This window comes from Weissella sp. ESL1156 (assembly GCF_058505625.1).
Genome location: NZ_CP196372.1, coordinates 1782938 through 1798976 on the forward strand (window position 1 = coordinate 1782938; position 16039 = coordinate 1798976).

A 16039-nucleotide genomic window follows, 5' to 3' on the forward strand; every position below is an offset into this window, starting at 1 on the left:
GTTTCACTCTCATCAGTTTTGGTTATTTTTTTAATTGCGCCACAATATTTTCTAAATGAACACCATGTGATCCTTTCAGCATAATCATATCATCAGCCGTTAAATCAGCTAATAAATCATTTAAAAGAGCTTTTTGGTCATTAACGGCATATCTTTTAACAGCTCGTGAGGTATATTTGGTTTTTAAAGCATTTTCGAGAGCCACAATTTCTTCACCGACGAGATAAACGTGGGCAATCTTTTGTGGATCCAAATTAGCAGCAATACTAGCATGTAGTGTCGCGGAAGCATCTCCGAGTTGTAGCATGTCACCAAGAACAGCCACACGTTTACCAGCTACTGGTGTATTTGCAAAAAAGTTGAGCACTTCTTTTGTTGCTGTTGGATTAGAATTATAAACATCGGACAGAATTTTGCCACCAAATTTACCAGTTAGCCATTCTGTACGATTTTCTGTAATCGGTGCATTTGCTAAAGCTTGGGCAATTTTTGTGTCAGAAATATGTAGTAAATGGCCAACCGTAATTGCAGCCAAAGCATTGGTAATATTGTAACGACCAGTGAGTGGAATAGTATACCGTTGATTACTTTGGTTAGTTGTAAAGCTAGCTTGTAAAGGAGTCATTTCAATATCGCTCGCAAATAAGTCATTAGTACTGTTTAAACCAAAGGACTCATTTTGGAGGCTAGCATGTTGGCTAACACGTTCAATTAACAAAGGTTCGTCACCATTAAATACGAGATGACCATGCGCTTTTAAGCCGTTAATAATTTCCATTTTCCCATCGGCGATGCGTTCACGAGTCTTGAAAAATTCGATATGAGCTTCCCCAATCATGGTTAATAATGCAATATCTGGTTTTACCATATTAGACAAGAATGTTAAGTCACCAGGATGATCCATACCAATTTCGATGACTAATAATTCGGTATCAGCTGGCATAGATAGAATCGTTTGTGGTACGCCAATTTCGTTATTAAAGTTTTTGGGTGTTTTGATTGTTTTATAGCTTGTCTCACCAATGGCGGCAATAAAATCTTTCGTTGTTGTTTTACCATTTGAACCAGAAACAGCAACCACTTTTGGCGCAACTTTTGCTAGGTAAGCACTGGCTAATTGTTGATAAGCTGCCAAGGTATCAGGCACAATAATGATTGGTAAATTTGTTGGCATATGTTGATGATCTGCTTGCCACAATGCAACGGTAGCACCATTTTTAATTGCAGCATCAATGTAATCATGGCCATCATTATCAGCAACCAATGGGATAAATAAACTACCCGCAGTTACTTGGCGAGAATCAAAAGTGGTATTGGTCACGATTGCAGCTGCTTCATTTTTAATGGGCGCTTCGAGAATTGTTGCCATTTCTTGTAAAGTTAGCTTCATATTTTTATTTCCTTTTTTAAGATGTTTCTTTATATTTTACATTGTTCATAAAGGACCAGCAAACAAAGTTAGTTGGATACGTATTTTTCAAGATTTTTTCGTTCGTATGGTTTATACTATTAAAGATAGTAATTAGAAATTTGGACGAGCTTGCTCGGTAATAAATAAGAGGTGAAATTCATGGCCAAAGAAATCGGCGTTGATTTAGGAACGGCGAATGTGCTGATTTATGTTGATGGGGAAGGTATTATTTTAAATGAACCATCCGTAGTGGCAATTGATACAAAAACAGAGAAAATTTTAGCCGTTGGTACGGAAGCTTACCAAATGGTTGGTCGTACACCAGGAAATATTCGTGCTGTTCGTCCTCTAAAAGACGGGGTTATTTCAGATTTTGACATGACAGAAGCAATGTTGTCACGCTTTATGTCAAAATTAAATGTTAAAAATGTCATGTCACGACCAAGTGTGATGGTATGCGCGCCAACGAACATTACCAGCATTGAGCGCAAAGCAATTATTGGTGCAGCTGAAAAATCAGGTGGTGGTAAAGTTTACTTGGAATATGAACCCAAAGTTGCAGCAGTTGGGGCAGGATTAGATATTTTCTCGCCGATTGCATCAATGGTCATTGACATGGGTGGTGGTACATCGGATATTGCGGTACTTTCACTTGGGGATATTGTGACGTCGGAATCGATTCGTGTTGCTGGTGATAAAATGAATGCGGATATCTCGGCGATGGTTAAAAAGGATCACGGGTTACAAATTGGTGAACGGACAGCTGAACAAATTAAAATTCAGATTGGTACGGCAACGCCATTAGATGATCCTGAAGAAATGGATGTGCGCGGTCGTGATAGTTTTACAGGAATGCCACGAACAGTGACACTCAATGCTAATGAAGTTGAAGTGGCAATGCACGATACATTAACACAAATTGTCGATGCGGCACATGCTGTTTTGGCTCGTATTCAACCGGAATTGGCGTCAGATATTATTGATCGCGGTATTGTATTAACCGGTGGTGGTGCACTGTTACGTGGGGTTGATAAATTGATTGCACAACATCTAGGTGTTCCTGTTATGATTTCAGAGAAGCCACTAGATAATGTTGCTAAAGGAGCAGGGATGCTTCTTGCACACATGCATGCAAATTAAGGAAGGTTATTATGGCACGAAAAAATAAACCGGTTGCTGTTGAAATCAACGAATTAGATGATAATATTTCAGAAGTGATGATTAATAAGGTGACGTTAGGGCAAGTTGATGAAAAAACATCACCATTGGCTGTGACGTTTGCAGATGGTCATCAAACAACAACAGATAGTTTTGATGATGCTGTTGCAAGTTTACTTGCAGAATTCAATTTACATCATTAATTGATAAGCCAATGAGAAAGGAGGCAATATGCTGAAACGTTTTTTCTCAAGAGATGGTGGCGAGATTGATTGGTCAATTATTTTTGTGGTTTTAATGTTAGCGTTGATTGGATTAGCTTCACTCTACGTTGCAGGAACACATGATGCGAGTGTCAATGTCACACGTATGGTACTTTTACAGTTAGCTTACTATGTTGTCGGTATTATTGGTGTTGCAATCATTATGCAATTTGATTCTGAACAATTGTGGCGTATCGCACCCTATGGGTTTGCCATTAGCATGGTCTTGATGATTGCTGTCTTATTCTTCTATTCAAGAAGTTATTATGCTAGTACGGGTGGAAAGTGGTTTGCTATTGGACCAGTAACCTTTCAACCAGCAGAGATTATGAAACCAGCATTTATTATTATGCTAGCAAGGGTCATTACAGATCATAATATTGCGAATCCAACACATACCATGAAATCAGATTGGCATCTGCTAACGAAAATTGTTTTATGGACACTACCAGTGTTAATTGTTAATGGTAGTGATTTTGGAACAAACATGGTGTTCATTGCTGTTGTGTTTGGTATGACACTAGTTTCTGGTTTATCCTGGTTATACTTGGGACCGATTATTGCCATTGTTGGTTCGTTAGGTTCAGTAGCCATATTATTTGTGACACAAACATGGGGTCGGCATTTACTTGAACATATTGGTTTCAAAGCATACCAGTTTACTCGTGTGGACGCGTGGTTAAATCCACAAAATGATACGTCAAATGGTGCGTATCAATTATGGCAGTCAATGAAAGCCATTGGTTCTGGTGGCATCACTGGTACAGGATTTAATGTATCACACGTTGATGTACCAGTTCGCGAATCAGATATGATTTTCTCAGTTATTGGTGAAAACTTTGGGTTTGTTGGTGGCATTCTGTTGTTGATTTTATATTTCTTGTTGATTTATCAAATTATTCAAGTTGTCTTTGATTCATCAAATCAATTTTATGCCTATATTGCAACAGGTGTTGTTATGATGTTATTGTTCCATATTTTTGAGAATATTGGGATGAATATTGGTTTAGTACCTTTAACAGGTATTCCACTACCATTTATTTCGCAAGGTGGTTCGGCGTTAATTGGTAACATGATTGGTATTGGTTTGATTATGTCGATGAGATATCATAATAAATCATTCTCGTTATCTGAACGCGAAGGATTTTCATAATGTGAGATGGTTTAAAAAGAAGTTGAGACCAATTAGCTAGGTTCTTGTACTGATTTTTAAACCTTTTTTTGTGAGTTATGATATGATAAAAATGATTTTGAAAACAAAGGAGTATCACATGCTAACAATCGGATTTATTGGTGCTGGTAATATGGCCAAGGCAATGATGCAAGGCTGGTCGGGTAATCAGGAAGTACAATTAGTTGTTTATTCCCCTCATTCGGGAAAAAAAGTGGCAAACGACTTGCATATGACGGCAAAAAATTCAGCGTTAGATGTTTGGATGTCATCGGATTTGGTCGTTTTGGCAACACCACCTGAACAATTAGCAGCTGTTGCAAATGAACTACAACCAGGTATTGCAATGAAACCTGATGTGATTGTCGTTTCGGTACTTGGTGGTATTTCTTTAGCACAACTACAGAAAGCTTTGGGTCAAAAAATAGTGGTTGTTCGTGCTTTGCCAAATGTTAATGTGGCTGTAAAATATGGTTACACTGCCTTAGCTTTTGATAAGGATGTGGCTGCAGATATTAAAGGGGCAGTGGCGGCATTGTTCTTGGAATTTGGTCGAGCTGATGAACTGCCAGAGGAGCAATTTGGTATTGCAAGTGCAATTGCTGGTTCTGGACCAGCTTTTGTTGCGGCCTTTACAGAAGCCTTGAAGCAAGTTGGCGTTGCGAAAGGCTTATCAGAAAGTATCGCAGCTCGATTAGCCGAACAAACGGTCGTTGGCACGGCGCAGCATATGATGCAGGCTAAAAAGGCACCAATGGTATTAGCTAATGAAGTGATGACACCCGGTGGGTCAACTGCGGCGGGATATGAAGTCTTGACGACGGGTGGCTTGAATCAATTAATCAAGGATACGATTACTGCAACAATGGCTAAAAATGCATCCTTTGAATAAATGAGATTTCATATAAAAAGGCTTGCAAACGATTATTGAAGCTGATATGATTATTTATGTTGTTGAAGCAACGAAGTAATCATTGTGGCTCATTGGTCAAGCGGTTAAGACTCCGGTTTTTCACACCGGCATCCAGGGTTCGACTCCCTGATGAGCTATTTTTTAAAGAACTGACAGAGATGCCAGTTCTTTTTTTTGCGACTAGCTCATAATTACTATCAATTTGTGTCAGGTCATTCTTTTTTATGAGCAGATCCTTAAGACAAAATAACGTTACATCAGACACTATGATAAAATAAGGTCAGATGGAATTTATTACTTAATTTATATTAAGAGATGTTTAAAAAGGGGATTTTGAATTTATGACAGAAGGACAGCGCTTGATAAATGTATTTCGGCCAACCCATTATGATATCTATTTAGATATTAATCGGGAAACCAAAGTTATTGCTGGTCAGACCACGATTAAGGGGACGGCAATGCAAACGGCAATTCGCTTAAATCAAAAGTTTATGTCAATTAATAATGTGACTGTTAATGGTCAAACAGTTATCGCGACGACTGATGATGATGCAGAAACATTGAATTTTATGGCACCACAAACGGGTGATTTAACAATTGTGGTTGATTATACAGCACCGTTAACTGATACGATGATGGGTATTTATCCGTCATATTATCAATTACATGGCCAAACAAAGCAATTGATTGGCACACAATTTGAAACAACAGCTGCTCGACAAGCCTTTCCTGGCATTGATGAGCCTGCAGCTAAAGCGACATTTTCATTAGCAATAAAATTTGATGAACAAGCGGGTGAAACGATTATTGCTAACATGCCTGAGAAAAAAGTGGTTGATGGTGTTCATTATTTTGATGAAACTGTAAAGATGTCAACATATCTTGTTGCTTTTGCATTTGGTGATATGCAGCGTAAACTGACCCAGACAAAAAGTGGTGTTCAAGTTGGTGTTTTTGCAACCAAGGCACATCAAGCGTCTGAACTTGATTTTGCGCTTGATATTGCGAAACGATCAATTGAATTTTATGAAGACTATTATCAAACACCATACCCATTACCACATTCATGGCAACTAGCATTACCTGATTTCTCAGCAGGAGCAATGGAAAATTGGGGCTTGGTGACTTATCGTGAAGCTTACCTAGCAATTGATGAAAACAATGCTTCTATTGAAATGAAGCAACAAGTGGCAACGGTGATTGCTCATGAATTAGCCCATCAATGGTTTGGTGATTTAGTCACGATGCAATGGTGGGATGATTTATGGCTTAATGAAAGTTTTGCCAACATGATGGAGTACGTGGCAATTGATGCGCTAGAACCCGATTGGCATATTTGGGAAACTTTCCAGACTTCAGAAGCGGCAGCTGCATTACAGCGTGATGCAACTGATGGCGTCCAACCGGTGCATGTTCAAGTAGAAAAACCCGCTGAAATTGATGCTATTTTTGATGCGGCTATCGTCTATGCGAAAGGGGCTCGCATGTTAGTGATGGTGCGAGCATTGATTGGTGATGATGCATTACGTCAAGGATTGAAGGATTATTTTGAAGCCCATAAATTTGCTAACGCAACTGGATCTGATTTATGGGCTGCTTTGGGCAAAGCGTCAGGTATTGATTTGACAGCAATGATGAATACTTGGTTAGAACAACCAGGTTACCCTGTTGTTAATGTGAAAGTTGTTGACGGTCATTTGACAATAATGCAAGAACAGTTCTTTATTGGAGATGGCGTTGATCAACAACGAAAGTGGCAAATACCGTTGCATAGTAATTATTCAGATTTACCAGAATTGTTAGTGACTAAAGAATTGAATTTGGGAGATTATGAGATTTTACGTCAAACAGCTGGGACACCATTCCGCTTGAATGTTGATAATACAGCTCACTTTATTGTTAATTATGAGCCAGCATTATTAGCAGATATTTTAGAGGATATTGATAATCTAAATCCAGTAACACAATTACAATTACTCCAAGATTTACGTTTATTAGCTGAAGGTCGTCATATATCTTATGCAATCGTCGTACCACTATTGAAAAAATTTGCGACAAGTCATTCAAGTGTTGTTAATACAGCACTTTATCAAGTCATTGAAAACTTGAAAAAGTTTATTGTGCCAGATACACTTGCAGAAAAACAGTTTAAGCACTTAGTGGCAACTTTGAGTGCAGAGCAATTTAATCGTTTGGGGTGGTATAAGCAGGCAAATGAAGATAACGATGATCAAGTCAGTCGACCAGTTATTGTTGATGCGGCATTATTTGCTGATAATACAGTTGCAGTGACATCCGCACACGAGTTAGTTGTTGCAAATCAACCTAATCTTATTAACTTACCTGCTGATATTCGCGCAAGTGTCTTAGCTAATGAAGTCAAGCACCATGGCAATGCTGTCTTGTTTGAGCAATTGTTAACAGATTATCGGACAACAGCTGATGGTGGTTATCAACGCGATATCATGAAGGCGTTAACGAAAATCTTGGACACGAATTTTATACAACAACTCATCAGTTATTTCAAAGATAGTCAAACGATTAAACCACAAGATTTACGTGGGTGGTACCAAGGTATTTTGGCAAATGAACGTGGTCAGCAAATGGCGTGGGATTGGCTAAGAACAGAATGGTCTTGGCTTGAACAAACAGTGGGTGGTGACATGGAGTTCACAACGTTCATTACAGTGACTGCGAAAGTCTTTAAAACGGCTGAGCGATTAGCAGAATTTAAAGCATTCTTTGAGCCAAAATTAGATACGCCAGGTTTGACTCGTGAGATTAAAATGGATATTAATGTGATTGCTGGCCGGGTTGCTTTAATTACTGATGAACAAACGGTTATTAACGAAGCTATTGCCACATCGTTGTAATAATTGATGGGATAAGGAGAAATCATATGACACGTTTATTCGTGACCGACTTAGATAAAACTTTTTTAAATTCAGAACGAGAATTTAATGTGCCACGTTTTACATCTATTTTAGATAAGTTAGATGAAAAACGAGATAAATTTGCCATTGCGACTGGTCGTGATGAAAATTGGGTGCGTAATAAGTTTGGCAAATTAGCAGATCGTGTTCATTTAGTAACGGGTAATGGTGCAACTTGGCGTGTGAATGGGTCTAATCACCTGCACATTCGTAATATTGATGCAACTGCATTACCTAAATTAGAGGAAATTCTAATTGATGATACTTTCGAAACAATTGGCGTGATTGCTTTTTCCGTAAATAATATGTACAATTTAGCAGGATTGCAAGACTTACCTGATAATATGCAAGATTATATGGCTCAAGTTTATCCAAATATGGCCACAGTTCAGCATTTAGCAGATATTCCAGAATTATTAACAAGTATCACGGGTATTTTTACACCATCGCATTCTGAAGAAGCCATTGCATTAATTGATGATAATCATTTACCATTACATGCAACAACGTCTGGTTATGGCACAGTTGATATTTTAGCGGCTGGTGTGAATAAAGCGACTAGTTTGGAAATGTTGATTGATGAAATTGATTTGGCACCTGAAGATTTAACTGTTTTTGGTGATGGCATGAACGATTTAGAAATGATGCAATTAGCGGGTAACGTCTATATCATGCCAAATTCTGACGAACGGTTATTTGGTCGAGGATATCATGTTGTCGCAAAGGATAGCGATCATGATGGTGTTTTAGAAACACTTGAAAAAATAATTTAAAATGTATACAACCTAATCAGGCCTAGCACCTAGCCATATTATTTTGGTCGTTGCTAGACCTTTTTATATGTAGTCAAATCATTATCTGATATAATTATTTATTTTTTATTGACTTTGAAATAGTGACAATAATACTATCCTTGACGGTGCTTGATGTAAAAGGTTAAACTAATTAAAATAAATTGCACTGAAAATAGGAAGCCGGAGGAGAGTTAATGGCATACTTAGAGTTACGAGACATTCATAAATCGTACTATCTTGGTAAAGAAGAATTTCCAGTACTAAAAGGGATTGATCTTGATTTTGAATTGGGGGAGTTTGTTTCAATTTTAGGAGAATCAGGTGGTGGTAAGTCAACCTTGATGAATATTATTGGTGGACTAGATCGTGAATTTGAAGGTTCGGTGACAATTGATGGTCAAGTTTTAGATCATAAACAAGAAAAACAACTCGATGAATATCGTCGGGGAACCATTGGTTACATTTATCAATCTTACAATTTGATCAGTCATTTGACCGTTCTTGAAAATGTTATGGTCTCACTTGAAATGACAGTTTTATCACAGTCGGAAAAAGTTGACCATGCGACAGCTTTGCTAGAGCGTGTCGGGTTAGCAGAACAAATTAAAAAACATCCGAATCAATTGTCTGGTGGTCAAAAGCAACGTGTTGCCATTGCGCGAGCATTAGCTTCTGATCCGCGCATTATTATTGCTGATGAGCCTACGGGGGCTTTAGATTCAGAAAACACAGCCGATGTTTTGAAAATTTTGGATGAAATTGCAGCTGAAGGCCGTTTGGTTATTGCAGTGACACATTCACAAGAAGTTGCTGACCACGGGACACGTATTGTGCATTTAGCAGATGGTCAAATTGATAATGATCAACGGTTACGAGAGGCTTATCCGGTCAATAAAAATGCTGAACATATGCAAGACCGACCACTACCAGCAACGGCTTCTTATCGAAATGCGTACAAACATTTAACTTTCAGCTTTTGGCGTAATTCATTGATTATGTTGGGAACCGCCATTGGTTTGTTTGCTGTGATGTTATTTACGGGTCTTGGAAATGGTGTCAAAGCCTATATTAATGATCAAGTGAATTCTCTTGCAAATCCAACTGCGATTACAGTTACTCGTTATCAGGATGAAGATAATGACAATTCTGGTATTGGTCAAACAACTGCCGGTGGTAGTGCCACTGATATTGCAAAAACGACCATTTCTGATAAACAAATGAAACAGATTAAGCATCTAAAAGGAGCTAAAGCTGTGCAGCCGGGCTATCAAATTGCTGGTGTGAAAGCGAAATTGCAAAACAAAGATTACAATCTGGGAACGGTGCAGACGTGGTCAGCAACTTATCAAAAGAAACTTGTTAAAGCCGGGCATTTGCCAGGTAAAAATGAAATTTTGGTTGATAAAAAGACGGTTGCAAAGAAATTTAATACCAAAAATTGGCAATCAGTCGTTGGCAAAACCATGACGGCAACTTGGACCACAGTGAAAGCAGATGGTCGAACACCAGTGACAATTACAAAAGATTTGAAAATTTCTGGTGTGATCGATGCAGGTAAGGCTGGAACAGCCAATGTCGTTAGTTATCAAACTGTACATGCAGCTAATAAAGAAGCCGGGGCTGTCACAAATGCCTTATTTGCCACTGTTCGAGTAGCAACACCAGATGATGTTAAACCTTTCCAAAAAGCAATTAATAAATTGAAGGATTCTGATAATAAGCGGTTATATACAGCGATTACGGTTGGGTCTATTTTGGATACCATTAATACCATCGTGACATTAGCAACAAATGTTTTGGCAGCGATTGCCGCTATTTCTCTAGTTGTGTCAGCACTGATGATTATTGTGACAATGTTTATGTCTGTTTCAGAACGAACAAAAGAAATTGGTATTTTACGTGCCTTAGGTGAAAGTAAAAAAGACGTTCGTCGTTTGTTTACATCAGAGTCACTACTGATTGGTATGGCAAGTTTTGTGTTGTCATTAGTACTAGCCTTTGGTATTGGTGCGATACTTAATTCGGCATTATACAAGATTGCAAAGTTTAATATGATTCAAATTTCAGTTGGTAACGTCATCACAACCCTTATTTTGGCGTTAGTGATTTCATTCCTTGCTGCACTATTACCAGCTCGTCGTGCCGCAAAGTTGAATCCAATCGATGCCTTGGCAGCTGATTAATTAATTGATAAAAGATATAAGAAAGCCAAAGATGACCGTTAATTAACGGCATAGTCTTTGGCTTTTTGTTTTTCAGGACATTTGTGTTAGATGTCTGACTAGAAAAATCGGTCTAGACCGTGTAAACTTGAAGACGATTAGAAATGAATGTCAAATGGTGGTTATCCACTTGTAACATTGAAAAAATAAGGGGAACATATCATGAGCAAAGTTTTAACGCACGCAACGATTTATACTGGTGAAGATGAACAACCGGAAATCAAGGACGCTTATATTCGATTTGATAAACAAATTGAAGCAATTGGACCAATGTCAGCCTTAAAAATTAAGGCAACAGATGATGTTATTCGTGCTGACCGTCAAGTCATTGTACCCGGATTTATTGATGTCCATACACATGGTGCGTATGGTTTTGATACAATGGATGGCCAAGCAACTGATATCGTTAAAATGGTCCATGGTCAAATTTCTGAAGGAATTACCTCTGTTTTTCCAACGACGATGACACAATCCGTTGATAATATTTCAAAAGCGATGGTTGCAGTCAATGAAGCTGCGCAACAAGAACCAGCGATTATGGGTGTTCATTTAGAGGGACCGTTTATTAATCCACATTTTAAGGGTGCGCAACCAGAACAATATATTATTGCTCCTAGTAAGGAATTAGTTCAAAAATGGCATGAGTTATCTGGCAATCGTGTCCGTTTAATTACGTATGCACCCGAACAAGCAGATAATGTCGCAGAATTTGAAGATTATTTAATTGAAAATCACATTGTTGGTTCAATTGGTCATTCAAATGCAACACGTGAATTTTTGCAAACGAATTCTAAAGCTAGTCACATTACGCATTTGTATAATGCACAACGGCCAATGGCCCATCGTGAACCTGGTGTCACTGGACATGCTATGTTAGAAGATAATATTCATACCGAATTAATTGTGGATGGTTTCCACGTGTATCCTGATATGGTCAATTTAGCTTATAAATTAAAGACTGCTCATCGAATTGATTTGATTACTGATTCAATGCGTGCAAAGGGTCTTGGTGATGGTGAATCTGAATTAGGTGGGCAAAAAGTTTGGGTAAAAGATAAGCAAGCTCGCTTAGCAGATGGCACATTGGCTGGTTCTGTTCTAGAATTCGATGATGCCTTTCGTAATATGATGGCCTTTACAGGTGCATCAATTCATGAAGCCATTCAAATGGCATCAGTTAATCAAGCCCTTGAATTTAATCTTGATCAAAAGGGGACGTTGACGGTCGGCAAAGATGCCGATCTGAATATCTTTAGTGCTGATTTAACAAGCTTAGAAGCGACCTATAGCTTGGGTCGTCGCTTTTCTAAGCAAGATGGCATTGAAACAAAGGAGTAAGGATGATGGGATCGCCAGTATATATTCAAATTCATGATGAGATTCACGAAGCAATTGCAGCTGGTCGGTGGGTTCCTGGTGATAGGATCCCAGCAGAACGCGAATTAGCTGAACAATTTGGTGTTTCCCGTATGACATTAAGACAAGCGATTATGTTGCTCGTTGATGAAGGTATTTTAGAGCGTCGCGTGGGTTCAGGCACGTTTGTATCTGAACAAAAAGTGCAAGAACATTTAAATGGTATTACTTCGTTTACAGATTTGATGGCGGATGCTGGTAAGAAAGCCACGTCCAAAACAGTTAGTTTTCATGTGGGTCGGGCGTCAAATTCAGAACAAGAACAATTACAACTCACGCCAGATGAGCGTGTATTGCGAATGGAACGTGTCAGATATGGGGATGGTGAACCAATTGCATTTGAAGTAGCAGCAATTCCGGAAACTTTAGTCACTGGGTTATCACGGCAGGCATTAACTGATTCTTTATATCGAACATTAGCAACAGAACGTGGTTTAAAAATAGGACGCGCACAACAAACAGTCACGGCAGCAGCGGTTAAAGAAAGGATTTCAGAATATTTAGCCATTAAACGTGGAGATCCTGTATTAGTATTACGTCAAATCACTTATGATACAAAAGGTGTCCCGTTTGAGTATGTGCAAACACAGTATGTTGGTGCAAGATTCGAATTTTATATGGAAAAGTCATAAACGTTAGTTCGATTAATGCTATGTTATGAGACGGTTAATGATAAATGCTTGTCTATTTACAAATATTTTGGTATGATATTCAAAGTGTTGAAAACTGCAGCGGATTGTCCGCAAGCTCGTCAACAATTTATCGACCTGTTTCAATGATGGCAGAGAACACGCTAGTAACTGCGCTGCAGCGGTGAACGTTTGGATAAAATGCACGAATGTGAGGCAATTCTCTAGAATTCAACAAAATAAAAATTCTGGAGGACATTTAAATATGTCACGTTATACTGGTCCTAAGTACCGTTTGTCACGTCGTCTGGGTGTTTCATTATCAGGTACTGGTAAGGAACTTGCTCGTCGTAATTATGCACCTGGTGATCACGGTGCCGGCCGTCGTTCAAAGCCATCAGATTATGGTATTCAACTAGCAGAAAAGCAAAAGGTGCGCTTCACTTACGGTATGACTGAACGTCAATTCCATAACTTGTTCTTGAAGGCAGGTAAGATTCGTAAGGGTACTCACGGTGATAACTTTATGTCATTACTAGAACGTCGTTTGGACAACATTGTTTACCGTCTAGGTTTGGCAACAACTCGTCAACAAGCACGTCAACTTGTTAACCATGGTCACATTTTAGTTGATGGTAAGCGTGTTGATATTCCTTCATACGAAGTTTCTGTTGGACAAGAAATCTCAGTTCGTGAGAAGTCACAAAAGAATGTTTACATCCAAGCTGCTGTAGAAGCACAAGCTGGTACGTTACCATTCGTTGAATTTGATAAAGATACATTAAAGGGAACTTTGGTTCACGAACCAGAGCGTGCAGAGTTAGATCATGAATATAACGAAGCCCTAATCGTTGAGTACTACAACCGTATTGGATAATTTTTTATTATTCAATGGAGTTTGTGGCACACAATGTCAAAAAGCCAAGACAATTGTCTTGGCTTTTTTTGCAGTTTTTTATATGAGAAAGACACGATAATAAGTTAAAAATTTTTAAAGAACGCCAAATAAACACTAAACAACATAAAAAAATTAGCATGATTGTAATTGACGTGGTACGCTAATCTTATTAGAATTCCCGATAGTTAGGAGTATGGTGAGTATCATTCACCAGATAAAAAGAGTATGACACAGATTGGACATATCGTTATTGGCTTAATTGTTGTTGTCGCAGCCATTTATTTGATTATCTTTGTCTCTCAACGGTTGACTGCACGAAAAGTTAATAAATTAGTCCAAAAGAAAAACGAGTTGGCTGAAATTCCGATGCGTGATCGGTTAGTAAAAGGACGCCAATTGAGTTTGACGGGACAATCTTTGAAGCAATTCCAATTGTTAGAAGCAAAATATAATCAGTTAGAAAAAAACGAATTTAATAACATTGATTTAAAAGCAAATACAGTGTTGTTTGATTCACAAGGATTAAATTTCGTAAAGACGGCGCAAGGATTAAAAAGTTTACAACAGCAAATACGTGATGCAAAAACAATTATTGACGTCGTTAATCAAGGATTAAATGATTTAGAACAGTTAGATGCTGCACATAAACAAGCGGTTAAAGATTTAGAAACGAAATATCAAGACTTACGTAAAGTGTTGCTTTCACAAAATTTTTCGTTCGGACCAGCTATTGATAAATTAGAAGAAATATTAGGCTCTCTTGAAGATGATTTTGCTGAATTTGCTCGTTTAACTGAGGCAGGCGATCACGCGACGGCTACTGGTATATATGAAACATTAAGTATGGAAACGAATCAATTAGAACAACGAATTGATCAAATACCTGGTATTTTTCATCAGTTGCATGATACAATTCCTGGGCAGTTGGCCGAATTACAAGAAGCATACGACAAAATGACAGCAGAAGGTTTTAAGTTTGAAACGAACGTTGATAAAGAATTAACAAATATTCAAGAAGAGTTACAAGAAGCGTTGACATTATTGCAAGAGTTGACACTTAAAAAGATTGCTGAATTAATTCAACGTATGGAAAGTCAAACGGAAGTTTTGTATGAAACTTTTGATAAAGAAGCAAAAGCAGCACAGACAGTTTGGGAAAATAATGAAAATCTAACAGGCTATCTTGCTCATAATAAACGACAAAACCACGAATTATACGCGAGATTAGATCGTTTAAATCAAGATTTTGTCTTCTCAAAGGATGAAACTGGTCAAATTCGTAGCTGGGAAATTCAATTGTCAAATAATACGGTTACTTTTGAAGAGTTAAAGCATCAAATTGCACGTCATGAGGTTGTCTTTTCTAATTTAATTGCTGAACAAACGGCCATTCGTAGAGATCTAGAGAGAATTGAACGTGAACAAATTGCGCAATGGAAAGCTTTCCAAGAATTACCAGGACAGTTAGAACAATCAAAAAAGCGTGTAGCACTGTTGGCAGACAAATTAAGATTAATTCAACGGTCATTCGAACGTCAGGGCTTACCAGGCTTACCAGAAACATACTTATCAATTTTCTATTCGGTTAGTGATGAATTAGAACGTGTTAAGCAGCAGATAGGTATGTCACGAGTTAATGTTGATGATGTCTTACGACAACTAAGTATTGTGACAGCTGATTTAGATACACTTCATGAAAGAACGGAAAGTCTCATTGAGGCAGCAACGGTTACTGAACGATTGGTACGTAAAGCATCAAGGTATCGTGATAATCCTGCAGTTGTTCAAGCAACTCAACAAGCACGATATTATTATGAAACAGGTTATGATTATGAGCAGTCTATGAAAACTTTGGGTGTTATTCTTGATCAAGTGGAACCTGGGCTAACGGATCGAATTGTGAAGCAGTATCGACAAGAATTGGCAACATTACAAGCAGAATTTTCAGAACAACAATGAATACCTTGTTTAGACAGATTTTAAAATCACATTACTAGTAGAAAAGAGCGTCAATCTACCAATTGAAGTGCCCCATAATTGTTAGACATAAAAATCTAACGATTATGGGGTATTTTTTATGACTAAATATTCAACTGATTTTTATTAATACTGGGCAAAGTGGTCGATAAAGAATTGTCAATGGTCGTATTAACAGCTACAAAATTGATTATGATAATATTTTAGATTAATATGCATACCTAAAATCGTAGAGAGATATTTTTGGTGGCAGG

At 38.0% G+C, this 16039-nt stretch carries 12 protein-coding genes and 1 tRNA gene; 12 read left to right on the plus strand and 1 reads right to left on the minus strand.

The genetic code is table 11. The features are described 5' to 3' along the window. Positions 1–22 precede the first annotated feature (22 nt). The gene (locus ACSKY2_RS08925) at positions 23–1390 is read right to left on the minus strand and encodes a UDP-N-acetylmuramoyl-tripeptide--D-alanyl-D-alanine ligase (protein WP_489877512.1); all 1368 of its coding nucleotides are present in this window, start codon (positions 1388–1390) and stop codon (positions 23–25) included. A gap of 180 nt (positions 1391–1570) precedes the next feature. Between ACSKY2_RS08925 and ACSKY2_RS08930 the strand changes: the two genes are divergently transcribed. The 12 genes from ACSKY2_RS08930 (at position 1571) to ACSKY2_RS08985 (ending at position 15767) form a co-directional block, all read left to right on the plus strand. Then, positions 1571–2551, plus strand: coding sequence for a rod shape-determining protein (locus ACSKY2_RS08930; RefSeq protein WP_489840089.1), 981 nt, complete (start codon positions 1571–1573; stop codon positions 2549–2551). 11 nt (positions 2552–2562) lie between these two features. Continuing rightward, positions 2563–2772, plus strand: coding sequence for a DUF2969 family protein (locus tag ACSKY2_RS08935; protein WP_489877513.1), 210 nt, complete (start codon positions 2563–2565; stop codon positions 2770–2772). A 28-nt stretch (positions 2773–2800) separates the two neighbouring features. Beyond that, positions 2801–3985: an FtsW/RodA/SpoVE family cell cycle protein gene (locus tag ACSKY2_RS08940; RefSeq protein WP_489877514.1), complete on the plus strand. Its 1185-nt coding sequence runs from the start codon at positions 2801–2803 to the stop codon at positions 3983–3985. Between the two features lie 118 nt (positions 3986–4103). Further along, positions 4104–4895 carry a pyrroline-5-carboxylate reductase gene (proC, locus tag ACSKY2_RS08945; protein ID WP_489877515.1) on the plus strand — a complete coding sequence of 264 codons (792 nt, stop codon included), beginning with the start codon at positions 4104–4106 and terminating at the stop codon, positions 4893–4895. An 86-nt stretch (positions 4896–4981) separates the two neighbouring features. After that, a tRNA-Glu gene (locus ACSKY2_RS08950) sits at positions 4982–5053 on the plus strand. Between the two features lie 204 nt (positions 5054–5257). Then, positions 5258–7789 carry a M1 family metallopeptidase gene (locus ACSKY2_RS08955; RefSeq protein ID WP_489877516.1) on the plus strand — a complete coding sequence of 844 codons (2532 nt, stop codon included), beginning with the start codon at positions 5258–5260 and terminating at the stop codon, positions 7787–7789. A 26-nt stretch (positions 7790–7815) separates the two neighbouring features. Next, positions 7816–8622 (plus strand): HAD-IIB family hydrolase, encoded by an 807-nt coding sequence (locus tag ACSKY2_RS08960; RefSeq protein WP_489877517.1) that lies wholly within the window; start codon positions 7816–7818, stop codon positions 8620–8622. A 215-nt stretch (positions 8623–8837) separates the two neighbouring features. Continuing rightward, complete coding sequence (locus ACSKY2_RS08965; RefSeq protein WP_489877518.1) at positions 8838–10826, plus strand: ABC transporter ATP-binding protein/permease; 1989 nt, start codon at positions 8838–8840, stop codon at positions 10824–10826. 201 nt (positions 10827–11027) lie between these two features. Further along, the gene (gene nagA / locus ACSKY2_RS08970; protein WP_489877519.1) at positions 11028–12203 is read left to right on the plus strand and encodes an N-acetylglucosamine-6-phosphate deacetylase; all 1176 of its coding nucleotides are present in this window, start codon (positions 11028–11030) and stop codon (positions 12201–12203) included. Positions 12204–12208: 5 nt separating this feature from the next. After that, positions 12209–12913 (plus strand): GntR family transcriptional regulator, encoded by a 705-nt coding sequence (locus ACSKY2_RS08975; RefSeq protein WP_489878250.1) that lies wholly within the window; start codon positions 12209–12211, stop codon positions 12911–12913. 262 nt (positions 12914–13175) lie between these two features. After that, a complete protein-coding gene (gene rpsD / locus ACSKY2_RS08980) occupies positions 13176–13787 on the plus strand; it encodes a 30S ribosomal protein S4 (RefSeq protein WP_489840081.1) in 612 nt (203 codons plus the stop codon). 246 nt (positions 13788–14033) lie between these two features. Then, complete coding sequence (locus ACSKY2_RS08985; RefSeq protein ID WP_489877520.1) at positions 14034–15767, plus strand: septation ring formation regulator EzrA; 1734 nt, start codon at positions 14034–14036, stop codon at positions 15765–15767. Positions 15768–16039 lie beyond the last annotated feature (272 nt).